The organism is Clostridium sp. UBA3061 (assembly GCF_002367465.1).
In the GTDB taxonomy this organism is placed as follows: Bacteria; Bacillota; Clostridia; order Clostridiales; family Clostridiaceae; genus Clostridium_J; species Clostridium_J sulfidigenes.
This window is the reverse complement of record NZ_DFCF01000012.1, coordinates 109,138-120,782: the sequence shown is the minus strand read 5'-3', so window position 1 is coordinate 120,782 and position 11,645 is coordinate 109,138. Positions and strand designations below refer to the sequence as shown.

Genomic DNA, 11,645 nt, shown 5'->3' with positions numbered 1-11,645 from the left:
TCAACTTCTTGAACCTTAGTAAACTTATCATCTGCCTCTCTAATTTCTATAATCCCTTGTTTAACTTCATTAATAGCAATAGTTAATGGCTTTGCACCTACGCCTTGTACTTTTGGCTCTTCACCGTCAATTATTTTTCTTGCTCTTCTTGAAGTAGATACTACTAATGAATATCTGTTATCCACTTTTTCTAATAATTCCACAATAGATGGATTAATCATTGAATTGCTCTTTGAATTACTCATATCTTTTAGAACCTCCCTAATAGCTCATCTTTAATTTTAAATACTCTACATTTTTCAGCGACTATTATACTTTCAATTTTTTTAACTGCATCTTCAACCTTATCATTTACAACGGCATAGTCATATTTAGATGCAAAGCTTATTTCATCATAAGCACATTCCATTCTAGTCTTTAATGACTCTGGAGTTTCGCTTCCTCTATTTGTTATTCTATTCCTAAGTTCTTCCATAGACGGAGGCATAATAAATATAAATATTCCTTTAGGATATGAAGATTTAATTTTTAATGCACCTTGTATATCTATTTCTAATATTACATCCTTACCTTCTTCTAACATCTTTAAAACCTCAGATTTAGGTGTCCCATAAAAGTTACCATAAACCTCTGCATATTCCAGAAAATCTTCTTTATCAATCCTATTTAAAAACTCATCTCTCTCTATAAAGAAATAATTTACTCCTTCTACTTCACCTTCCCTTGGCTTACGCGTAGTGCAAGATGTAGAAATCCATATTGGACTTTTTTCAATTAGCGCCTTACATACAGTCCCTTTGCCTGCTCCTGATGGTCCAGATATAACTAATAATTGTCCTTTACTTCCCATATTAATCCTCTACCTCATCTATAGCATCATCACCTTTAGATGACAATCTATGTGCTACTGTTTCAGGCTGAACAGCAGATAGTATTACATGGTCACTATCAGTTATTATAACTGCTCTAGTTCTTCTACCATAGGTAGCATCTATTAGCATACCCCTATCTCTAGCTTCTTGAATTATTCTTTTTATAGGCGCTGATTCTGGACTAACAATAGCTACTAATCTATTTGCTGAAACAATATTTCCAAATCCAATATTTATAAGTTTTATACCCATGCCCTACCTCCTAAATTTATTCTATGTTTTGAACCTGTTCTCTAATCTTTTCTATATCACTTTTTATATCAAGTGCTATATTAGTTAATTCCAAATCGTTAACTTTAGATGCAATTGTATTTGCTTCTCTGTTCATTTCTTGAACAATGAAGTCTAGCTTTCTACCTATTGGCTCTCCTAGTTTAAAAGTTTTGATGACTTGCGCAACATGGCTTTTAAGTCTAACAATTTCTTCATCAACACAGGATTTATCAGCTTGAAGAACTACTTCCATAGCAATGCGATTTTCATCAATACTTTTTTCTGCTAAAATTTCTTCTACTTTCTTTAGAAGTCTTGCTCTATACTCTTCTGTAACTTCTGGCACCCTTCTATTAATTATATCAACATTACTTGAAATACATTCACATCTCTTTGTAATATCTATCAAAAGTTTTTCACCTTCTTGTTGCCTCATGGACACAAGATTGTGTACTGCCTCTTCTACTGCTGGTAATAATATCTTCCATGTTTTTTCTAAATCTTCTTCCTTTTGTTCTAATTTTAAAACTTCTGGAAAACGTGCTAAGGTTGTAGCAGAAATATCATCCCTTAAATCATACTTATCCCTTAAATTATGTAATGCCTCCACATAATTTTCAGCTAAACTCTCATTTACCACTACAGACATATCCTCGTTAGCTCCTTGATTTTGAGTAATAAATATATCTACCTTTCCCCTTTTAATCTTGTCATTTACATATTTTCTTATACCATCTTCTAAAGATATTAAAGTTCTTGGCATTCTAGCATTAAGCTCAAAGTATCTGTGATTTACTGTCTTTATTTCCACAATAAAACTAGATGCTTCGCTCTCTGATGTACCTCTTCCAAATCCAGTCATGCTTTTTATCATATACAACGCACCCTTCTAGACCTTCTTAAATTCTTTATTTATTATACATAATGTATGTGGCTTATTTCAACCCATAAACAAAAGAATTTTAAAGAAAAATGAAATATTCTTTAGAAAACCTTAGAAAAACCATTATAATTTAAAATATTCACTCTATAAATAAGGGACATAAGCTNNAGCTTATGTCCCTTATTTATAAATTAGTTCAATAACATCACTGATATTAATAAATATACATTTAAAACTTTATTTAACCAAAGATTATTTTTAATAAGAATATTATTGCTAGAATATATACAACGAAAGATACTTGTTTTCTATCCTTAGCTTCCCTAGTTGTAATATTAGCTATTAGGTTTAATATAGCATAAGATAACATTCCTATCATTAATCCATCTCCAATACTATATGTCATAGGCATTAATGCTATAGTAAGGAACGCTGGTACACCTTCAGTGAAATCAGAAAAATCTATATTTTTAACTGATTCTATCATGAAGAACCCTACAATAATTAAAGCTGGTGCTGTTGCACAACCTGGTATAGCAACAAATAATGGTGATAAGAACATAGCAAGTAAGAATAATATTCCTGTAACTACTGCTGAAAGACCTGTTCTAGCTCCTGATGCAACTCCAGCAGAACTCTCTACATAAGTTGTAACTGTAGATGTTCCTACAAGAGCTCCAAAAGTTGTTCCAATTGCATCTACTAGTAATGCCTTCCCTGCATTTTTAACTTTACCATCTTTATCTATCATTCCAATCTTTGATGCTACTCCAACTAAAGTTCCAGCTGTATCAAAGAAGTCTATAAATAAGAATACAAACACAACTGAAATAAATTCTGATATAGTTCCCGCATTAGTGAATACTGAGAAATCTAATTTACCTGCAATAGGTGCTATAGATTCAAACTTTAAAATACCTTTTGGTAAATATATTCCTGCAGCTGTAGCAGCTTCTGGTGATAAAGCAGCATATATCCATGCAGCTATAGCACTAGCAGCCATTCCCCAAAGTATTGCACCTTTTACATTTTTTTTAGATAAAATTACTATAACCATTACACCTAATATTGTAATTAACGCTGTTGGACTTACTAAGCTACCCATGGTTACCTTTGTAGCTTCACTTCCAACTACTATTCCAGCATTACCAAAACCTATAAATGCTATAAATAGTCCAATACCTGCAGTAACTGCATATTTTAAGTTAGTTGGTATACAATTTACAATAGCTTCCCTAACCTTTGTTAATGATAATAAAATAAATATAATTCCTTCTACAAATACTGCTGTTAACGCTATTTGCCAAGATATCCCCATTTCCATTACTACTGTATATGCAAAGAATGCATTAAGTCCCATGCCTGAAGCTAATCCTAATGGTAGATTAGCATAGATTCCCATTAAAATAGTAGTAACACCAGCTGCTAGGCAAGTTGCTGTAACAACTGCTCCTGGATTCATTCCAACACCAGGATCTCCTAATATGTTAGCATTAACGGCTATTATATACGCCATAGTTAAGAAAGTTATTAATCCACCAACAACTTCCCTCTTTACATCGGTACCATTTTCTTTTAACTTAAAAAATTTTTCCATAATACTTGTCCTCCTATTAATATGTATTATTGCAAAAAAATAGTCACTGGATAAGAATCCCAGTGACAGTTTTTTTAACATAGGAATTCTCATAGTCGGATTTTATCGGTATCCGGTAGAAACATCTAATCCATCGCATTAGACCTATATGAAAATTAGTGATTATTTCTTTTTACAAGATTATAATATCAACTTTATATACCTATGTCAATGATTTTTACGTATATTAATTTTATTTTTATTTATAATGTTCGTATATTAATAATGTCCTTTTTCAAACACTTCTCTTATTTCGTCTAAATTCCTTGTTTTTCCCAAGGCTAAAATCATCTTTATTCTAGCCTTTTGCCCTGGCATGCTATCCCCAAATATAACACCCATATTTCTTAATTGTTTTCCTCCGCCTTCATAACCATAACTATCTAGAACTCTCCCCTTATAACACCTGGAAACTATAACTACTGCCACACCTTTATTTATAGCCTTTTCTACAGAATTAGCCATTAACGGTGGAATATTGCCTCTCCCCATAGCTTCAATTACTAATCCCTTAGCACCTTGACTAACACAATAATCTATAAGTGTTCCATCCATTCCTGCACAGGATTTAATAAGCTGAACATTATTTTCTATTACATCAGTATTTATATATTCCTTTGTAGTGCTTCCTCTATAAAACCTTACTTCATTACTGTCAACAATACCTATTGGCCCAAATTCTGGACTTTGAAACGTATTAAGGTGCATAGAGTGAGACTTTGTAACCTCACTAGCACAATTTAGTTCATTATTTAAACATACAATTACTCCACGATTTCTTGACTCTTTAGATGTAGCAGTACAAATTGATGCTGCTAAGTTAGCAGGTCCATCGTATCCTAGCTCAGAACTATTTCTCATGGAACCCGTAACTACTACTGGCTTTTCACTATTTATAGTTAGCTGTAAAAAATAAGCTGTTTCCTCAAGAGTATCTGTTCCATGGGTAACTACTACTCCATCTACATCTTCTCTTTCTAAAAACTTCTTAACATAATTTGATAATTCCATCATTATATCTGGGGTCATATGAGGGCTTGGAAGGCTAGAAAATGTATATGATTCTACTTCTGCATAGGATTCAATACCTGTTACCATAGACATTATTTCTTCACCTGTTAAATTAGGCACCGCTGCTTTTATTTTTTCATCTACCTTCATAGATATAGTTCCACCATTAAATATTACTACAACTTTACTCATACTTTATGTACCTCCAAAATCTTTATTATTTACAATCCAAAATAAAAGTTCAATTACACTTAACTTGTTTATAATCAATTTTAATTATATCTCTTTATCAAGGGCATTGTAAATGTACCTTATCCATTATAATCATTCCAATGAAATCTTTTACATAATTAAATATATTACAATGTTTAGAATTATACAATAAAAAATATAGTTTTGAAATTAATATTAATTTCAAAACTATATTTTTGAATTTAAAGAAAATGTCTTAACATTCATTAGATAATTATGCAGATAAGTCCACCATTTCCCTCATTAATAATTTTCTGAAGGGTTTTTTGAAGTTTAATTTGCACATCTTCAGGCATTTTGTAAAGTTTATTTTGAAGTCCTTCTTTAACTAATTCTTCTAAAGACTTTCCAAACATGTTACTTTGCCAAATTTGTGAAGGATCATTTTCAAATTGCTCTAAAATTGATTTGTAGAACTCTTCACTTTGTTTTTCACTACCCATTATTGGTTGAATTTCAGTTTCAATATCAGCTTTAATTAAATGTAATGATGGAGCTGAGGCTTTTAGTTTTACTCCATATTGATTACCCTTCTTAACAATTTCAGGCTCTTCTAGTTTCATTTCAGTAAGCTGTGGTGCAACTAATCCATAACCTGTCTCATTAACTTCTTTTAATGCCTCCTCAACCTTATCATATTCTATTTTAGCCTTGTAGAAACTCTCCATAATATTTAATAAATCATTTTCATTTTTTATATTAGTATTACAAATCTCTCCAAGAATCTTATAAAATAATTCATGTTTTGGATTAATATCCACGCAGGAAGTACCTTCTCCCATGTTCATTTCTTTAACTTTTATGTCTGATAAGAATTCAATTCCTTTAAAGGCATCAAGACATCTCTTAACATCTCTAACTTTATAGATATCTTTACACATGGCTTTTAGAATAGTCATTATGTTTACCTTTAGCCAATGAGATGAATTTAAACTCTCCATCCACTGAGGCATATCAATATTTATTTCTTTTACCGGGAACTCTCTTAGAACTGTATCAAATATTTCTGTAATCTCATTATTTCCTATATTCATTACATCCATAACTTTTACAGGAACATCATACTTTTCTTCTAGTTCCCTTCCTAGTCCTTTACTCTCTTCTGAATTTGGATTTACAGTGTTTAGAACTATTATAAATGGCTTATTTATCTCTTTAAGCTCCTTTATAACTCTCTCCTCAGCATCTACATAATCCTCCCTATCTAAGCCTGTGATACTTCCGTCTGTAGTTACAACTATACCTATTGTAGAGTGATCTGTTATTACCTTCTTAGTTCCTATTTCTGCCGCTTGCTCGAATGGAATTTCATAATCATGCCATGGAGTAGAAACCATTTTAGGTGCATCAGCCTCTGTATAGCCTAATGCATTCTTTACTATATATCCAACACAGTCAACCATTCTAACTTTAAATTTCACTCCGTCCTCAAACTGAATTTCTACAGCCTCATTAGGAACAAATTTAGGTTCTGTAGTGTGAATAGATTTTCCTGATCCACTCTGTGGCAATTCATCTTTTGCTCTGTCCTTCTTATGAGGATTTTCTATGTTAGGTATAACCATTAGTTCCATGAACTTTTTAATAAAAGTAGATTTACCTGTTCTAACTGGTCCAACTACCCCCACATATATATCCCCTTGAGTTCTTTCTGCTATATCTTTATATATATCAAAATTTTCCAAGGCTACCCTCCCGCAACTACATATTAACATTATATATATATTGATATAGAATTAATATTATGCATTAATAAAATAAAAAAGTTCCCCTTTTTATTTTCAAAGGAAAACTTTTAATACTTGATAAGTTTTTAAATTAAATTATTCACTTTTAGCATAACTAAGTAATTCTTCTAATGTTAAGTCCTTATTGTGACAAAGTTTACTAATTGTTTTATTTCCAACATATCTATAATGCCATGGCTCATATTTATAACCTGTTATATCTTCTTTAGTCTTAGTATACCTTAAAATAAAGCCATACTTATAAGCATTTTCTAGAACCCAAGCACCTTCTTTGGTATTCTCAAAGGATTGATTTAAATCAAAGGCCATATCTCTGCTAGTAATATCAATAGCTAATCCAAGTTGATGTTCACTTTCACCAGGTTTTGCTACATATTCACTATGTTCACTGTCTTTATTTTGAATATCCTCATTGTAGATATATGTCTGAGAATCATATCCTCTAAATCCATTACTTAAAAATAAATTAATACCTTCTTCTTGAGCATCATAAAACATCTGCTCTAAATCTTCAATCATAGTTCCACTAACTAGGTTTTTTTCATTACTTCTTTCAGATACTAAGTTGATATTCGGAATAACTAAATTACCTGGCATATACTCCTTAGAAAGTAAATTTTCTTTGTTTACCAATGTATATAATCCTGTCGTATCACTATTAATAATATTTTTTATTTCATTTATCTCATCCTTTGTTAAGGTAGCGCTAACTGTAGAGTCATTTAAATCAGGTACTTCTTCTAAATCGTTATACTCATGTTCATTAATACTATTGCCCCTAGAAGGTGTTGTTTTCCCTTGGCTATATTTAGAAGTTTTATTCTCATAATCATTGTTGAATATATTAGCTGTATTAAGGACTTTTGAATCTTCCTTTAACACAAGTCCGATCATTATACCCACTAAAAATAACAACCCAATAATTATTGTAGTTCCATTATTAAAACCTGATTTCTTTTTATAGAAAATATCTTTTCTTTTATAAAATGCATTTTTTTTCTTTGTATAATTTTTATTATTTAACATACGTTTTTGTTAGCCTCCTACCTTTATCTTCAATTTTTCATTGAAAATAAAATTAATTCTCATCTATCTAACCTTATATCATTATATCAAATATTAAGATATTATCAAAATAAAATATTTTAATTAAATAAATGTTTACAATTCATTGTTTTCATCCTTATATTTTCTTCCCATTAATTTTGTAACACATTCTTTAGCATTCTTACCTTTAAAAAGAACTTCATACAATGCAGTAGTTATCGGCATATCTACATCAGTTTTAGATTTTAATTCATGAAAGGCTTTAACAGCCTCAATTCCTTCTACAACCATACCTATCTCTTTTACGGCTTCTTCCATTGTCTTTCCACTTCCAATTAATATTCCTGCTCTTCTGTTTCTACTATGCATACTAGTGCAAGTAACTATTAAATCACCCATTCCTGTAAGCCCATAGAATGTCTCAGCTTTTCCTGAGAGCTTAGTTCCAACCCTTATTATTTCACTCATACCTCGAGTCATTAGAGCTGCTTTAGTATTATCTCCATATCCAATGCCATCTGAAATCCCAGCAGCAAGGGCAATGATATTTTTAAAAGCTCCCCCTATTTCCACTCCAATAAGATCATTATTTGTATAAACTCTAAATGTATTATTGCTAAATACATCCTGGATTTTTTTTGCAGCTTTCATATCCTTTGATGATACCGTTACTGTAGTAGGTATATTCATTGCTACTTCTTCTGCGTGACTAGGACCTGATAGCACTACTACAGGATGACCTTTTATTTCATCTTCAATTATTTCTGACATTCTTTTTAATGTATGATTTTCTATGCCCTTAGCCACAGTTACAATTATTTCATCACCTTTAAGAAAAGGCTCTACTTTTTTTGAAATCTCTCTAATAGCCTTTGAAGGTACTGCAAGAACTATTATATTACTATTTTCTATAGTTTCTTCAAGATCACCATAGGCAGTAACTTTTTCTGGTATGGCAATTCCCTTAAGATACTTTGCATTTTCTCTTTTTATATTAATATCATTAACTGTGCTTTCACTATGGCACCATACAGAACATTCTGCCCCTTTCTTAGAAAGTAATACAGCTAAAGCTGTACCGAAACTTCCTCCTCCTATAAAAGAAATCTTATTCACCTTATCCCTACTTTCTTAAATTATATAAAACAATGAGAATAAATATTATATTATTTATTCTCATTGTCTCTATTAATTTCTTCTTATTTACTAAAAATCCATTTGTAATAAAGGATATAAAACTTTTATTAATCTTCTTTTCTCTTCCTAAATATAGTTTTTATTCCAGTACCTTTAAAATCAAAACTTTCCCTTAACTTATTCTCTAAATATCTCTCATAAGAGAAGTGTAGTAAAGCTGGATCATTTACAAAAAATATAAATGTAGGTGGTTTTATATCCACTTGGGTTACATAATAAATTTTTAGTCTTCTTAATGCAACTACTGGAGGTTCATTCATAAGTACAGCTTTACTTACCACATCATTTAATACCCCTGTAGCTATCCTCTTGGTATAATTATTGTAGCACTCTTTAGCTACATTTAAAACTTTGTTTACCCTTTGACCTGTTAATGCAGATATAAATAGATAATTAGCATATGGCATAAAAGATAATCCTCTACCGATTCTAGCTTTATAGTCATTCATAGTCTTGTCATCTTTTTCAATTAAATCCCATTTGTTAACTATTACAACTATTGCCTTATTAAGTTCATGGGCATATCCTATAATCTTTTCATCTTGATCACTTAACTCTTCTGTAGCATCAAGAATCAATATACATACATCAGCTCTCTCTATGGCTGTAAGAGTTCTTATAACGCTATATCTTTCTATCTCTTCTTTAATTTTACTTTTTCTTCTTAATCCTGCAGTATCTATTAATATAAATTTACCCTCATCAGTTTCTAATTTACTATCAATAGCATCTCTTGTGGTGCCTGGAATATTACTTACTATATTTCTATTTTCACCTAGTAACTTATTTATAAGTGAAGATTTTCCAACATTAGGCTTACCCACCATGGCAATTTTTATGTATTCTTCATCTTCTTCGCTACTTCCCAACTCATCAAAATGAGCTACAACTTCATCAAGCATATCTCCAAGACCTAATGCTTGAGTCGCTGAAATAGTTACTGGATTACCTATACCTAAGTTATAAAATTCATAAGCATTATCTTCTAATTCTCTTCTATCAATTTTATTTACTACTAATGTTATTGGTTTTCCTGATTTTCTAAGCATTTGTGCCACTTCATAATCTGATGGATGAAGACCGGCTTTACCATCTACTATAAATACAATTACATCTGCTGTTTCAATAGCAATATTTGCTTGCCTTCTCATTTGAACCATTATAATGTCTTCATTTTCTGGCTCAATTCCACCAGTATCAATAATTGTAAAGTTATGTCTTAGCCATTCAGCCTCTGCATAAATTCTATCTCTTGTAACTCCTGGTGTATCTTCTACTATAGCTATTCTCTTTCCTGCTAATTTATTAAAAAGTGTAGACTTACCTACATTTGGTCTTCCAACAATAGCAACTACTGGTTTTCCCATATTAATCCTCCCTTAAATGTTCATTTATTATGGTTATTAAATCATCTCCTGTGAAATCACAAATAATAACTTTTCTATTTAATTCTCTAGACAAATCTTCCACAGTATAATCATCTAACAGTATGGCTTCATCTGAATTAGAAAGTTCATATCCTTTTCTAAGGACGTTATCGGGTATTATTATATAGTCTCCAACTTCTCTTTCTTTAAGTGTGTTTATTATGTCTACTCCTGTTAAAAGCCCTGTTACTGTTATAGTCTCTCCAAAAAACTTATTTGGTATCTCCTCTACGGTAATATTTATATTATTATTTAACCTTTGAATTTTATCTTTTATATGTACTATTTCAGGATAAACTAAAGCCCCTGTTACAAAGGTAAAAGATCCCACTCCATCTTTCTTTAAATCTGGAAGTGTAGTATCTATGGTATCCTTTAATAGAGTTACCATTCCTACACCATCTTCAATTTGCTCAAATCCTTGGTAATGCTCAGAGTCTGGTAATTGCTCACCTGATACTATATAAAATTCGTCTGACAATCTAACAAAGGGTGTTCCACTTTCTTCATAATACTTTTTTTGTAGCTCTTTAACTAAATTGATTTGTTTTAAAGAAGTTTCTTGTGTAAATAAATTTAGCTTTTTTAATCCTTCTCTATGCTTAGTTATCCCTAAGGGTACTACTGCTACACTATTAACATTAGGATAAAGTCTATATAAATCTTCTATAGAGTTAACTAATTCTTCTCCATCATTAATTCCTGGGCAGCAAACAATTTGAGTGTTCATCTTTATTCCTGCTGCTGATAACCTCTTAAGTATATCATATATTTTACCCGCAAATCTATTGTTGAGCATTCTAACTCTAAGTTCTGGATTTGTAGTATGTACAGATACATTTATAGGACTTATCTTGTATTTTATTATTCTTTCTATATCCTCTTCTTTCATATTAGTTAAAGTTAAAAAATTTCCTTGTAAAAAGGATAGTCTAGAATCATCATCCTTAAAATATAAAGTTTCTCTCATTCCTTTCGGTAATTGATCTATAAAGCAAAAAATACAATCATTATGACATGTCATAGGTTTATCAATAATTCCTTCTCTAAATACTATCCCTAAATCTTCATCATAATCCTTCTCAATTTCAATTTCCCAAATCTCTCCATCTTTCTTCTCCACTTCTAAAAGAAGTACTTCATCAGTAATAAGAAATTTATAATCTATTATATCTTTAACATCATTTTCATTTATCCTTAAAAGTCTATCTCCAACCTCGATATCTACTTCTTCTGCAATAGAATTTGGAATAACCTTACTTATTTCATTTTTCATATTTGTATCTCCTTCATTCCTAT

10 protein-coding genes, 1 pseudogene and 1 riboswitch are annotated in these 11,645 nt (G+C 30.9%); all 11 genes and pseudogenes read right to left on the bottom strand.

Annotated elements, in window-relative coordinates:
• Positions 1-23: 23 nt before the first annotated feature.
• Positions 24-245, bottom strand: a pseudogene (gene rpoZ, locus B2P65_RS11055) (DNA-directed RNA polymerase subunit omega); the annotation flags it as partial.
• A 5-nt stretch (positions 246-250) separates the two neighbouring features.
• On the bottom strand, positions 251-850 hold the full coding sequence (gmk, locus tag B2P65_RS11050) for a guanylate kinase (protein ID WP_035132704.1): 600 nt from the start codon (positions 848-850) through the stop codon (positions 251-253).
• Between the two features lies 1 nt (position 851).
• Positions 852-1,124, bottom strand: a complete 273-nt coding sequence (remA, locus tag B2P65_RS11045; protein WP_035132703.1) for an extracellular matrix/biofilm regulator RemA — start codon at positions 1,122-1,124, stop codon at positions 852-854.
• 16 nt (positions 1,125-1,140) lie between these two features.
• Positions 1,141-2,019, bottom strand: a complete 879-nt coding sequence (locus B2P65_RS11040; protein WP_346848333.1) for a YicC/YloC family endoribonuclease — start codon at positions 2,017-2,019, stop codon at positions 1,141-1,143.
• A 250-nt stretch (positions 2,020-2,269) separates the two neighbouring features.
• Positions 2,270-3,625 carry an NCS2 family permease gene (locus B2P65_RS11035; protein ID WP_346848332.1) on the bottom strand — a complete coding sequence of 452 codons (1,356 nt, stop codon included), beginning with the start codon at positions 3,623-3,625 and terminating at the stop codon, positions 2,270-2,272.
• 72 nt (positions 3,626-3,697) lie between these two features.
• Positions 3,698-3,797, bottom strand: a riboswitch (purine riboswitch).
• An 86-nt stretch (positions 3,798-3,883) separates the two neighbouring features.
• Positions 3,884-4,867: an asparaginase gene (locus tag B2P65_RS11030; RefSeq protein WP_035132697.1), complete on the bottom strand. Its 984-nt coding sequence runs from the start codon at positions 4,865-4,867 to the stop codon at positions 3,884-3,886.
• Positions 4,868-5,133: 266 nt separating this feature from the next.
• Complete coding sequence (spoIVA, locus tag B2P65_RS11025; protein WP_346848331.1) at positions 5,134-6,612, bottom strand: stage IV sporulation protein A; 1,479 nt, start codon at positions 6,610-6,612, stop codon at positions 5,134-5,136.
• 138 nt (positions 6,613-6,750) lie between these two features.
• Positions 6,751-7,701, bottom strand: coding sequence for a M15 family metallopeptidase (locus B2P65_RS11020; protein WP_346878610.1), 951 nt, complete (start codon positions 7,699-7,701; stop codon positions 6,751-6,753).
• Between the two features lie 135 nt (positions 7,702-7,836).
• Entirely contained in the window at positions 7,837-8,838 is a 1,002-nt protein-coding gene (locus B2P65_RS11015) for an NAD(P)H-dependent glycerol-3-phosphate dehydrogenase (protein WP_346848329.1), read from the bottom strand.
• Positions 8,839-8,966: 128 nt separating this feature from the next.
• The gene (gene der / locus B2P65_RS11010) at positions 8,967-10,286 is read right to left on the bottom strand and encodes a ribosome biogenesis GTPase Der (protein ID WP_035132691.1); all 1,320 of its coding nucleotides are present in this window, start codon (positions 10,284-10,286) and stop codon (positions 8,967-8,969) included.
• A 1-nt stretch (position 10,287) separates the two neighbouring features.
• Positions 10,288-11,622, bottom strand: coding sequence for a DUF512 domain-containing protein (locus B2P65_RS11005; RefSeq protein ID WP_346848328.1), 1,335 nt, complete (start codon positions 11,620-11,622; stop codon positions 10,288-10,290).
• Positions 11,623-11,645: the final 23 nt, after the last annotated feature.